General features: G+C 45.1%; 1 protein-coding gene. It reads right to left on the minus strand.

The window, feature by feature from the left end; all coding sequences use genetic code 11:
- Positions 1-244: cytochrome c biogenesis protein CcdA (locus AAEY78_RS14590; RefSeq protein WP_502943794.1), on the minus strand; the 244-nt coding region annotated here is incomplete at both ends.

The raw sequence follows: 244 nt of genomic DNA on the forward strand, positions 1-244 counted from the left end.
GCCTTGCACGTAGGCCATTGATAGGGTGAAGGCTTTAGCGGTAGAGAGCTTCTTGCCTTGACCAACAATAATGCCCGACAAAATAGGGTACATCGGAAACACACACGGTGTTAATGCTAAACCAATACCTAAACCAAAGAAAATAACTAAAGTCCATAATAGGCTATCGTTTTGGAGCATTTGGTTTAACGTGTCTTGCTGAGTAATCGGTGCCGCTGGTGCATCGGTTGCCGTTGTTGATGCT

This window comes from Psychrobacter sp. 16-MNA-CIBAN-0192 (assembly GCF_040309565.1).
Lineage (GTDB): Bacteria > Pseudomonadota > Gammaproteobacteria > Pseudomonadales > Moraxellaceae > Psychrobacter.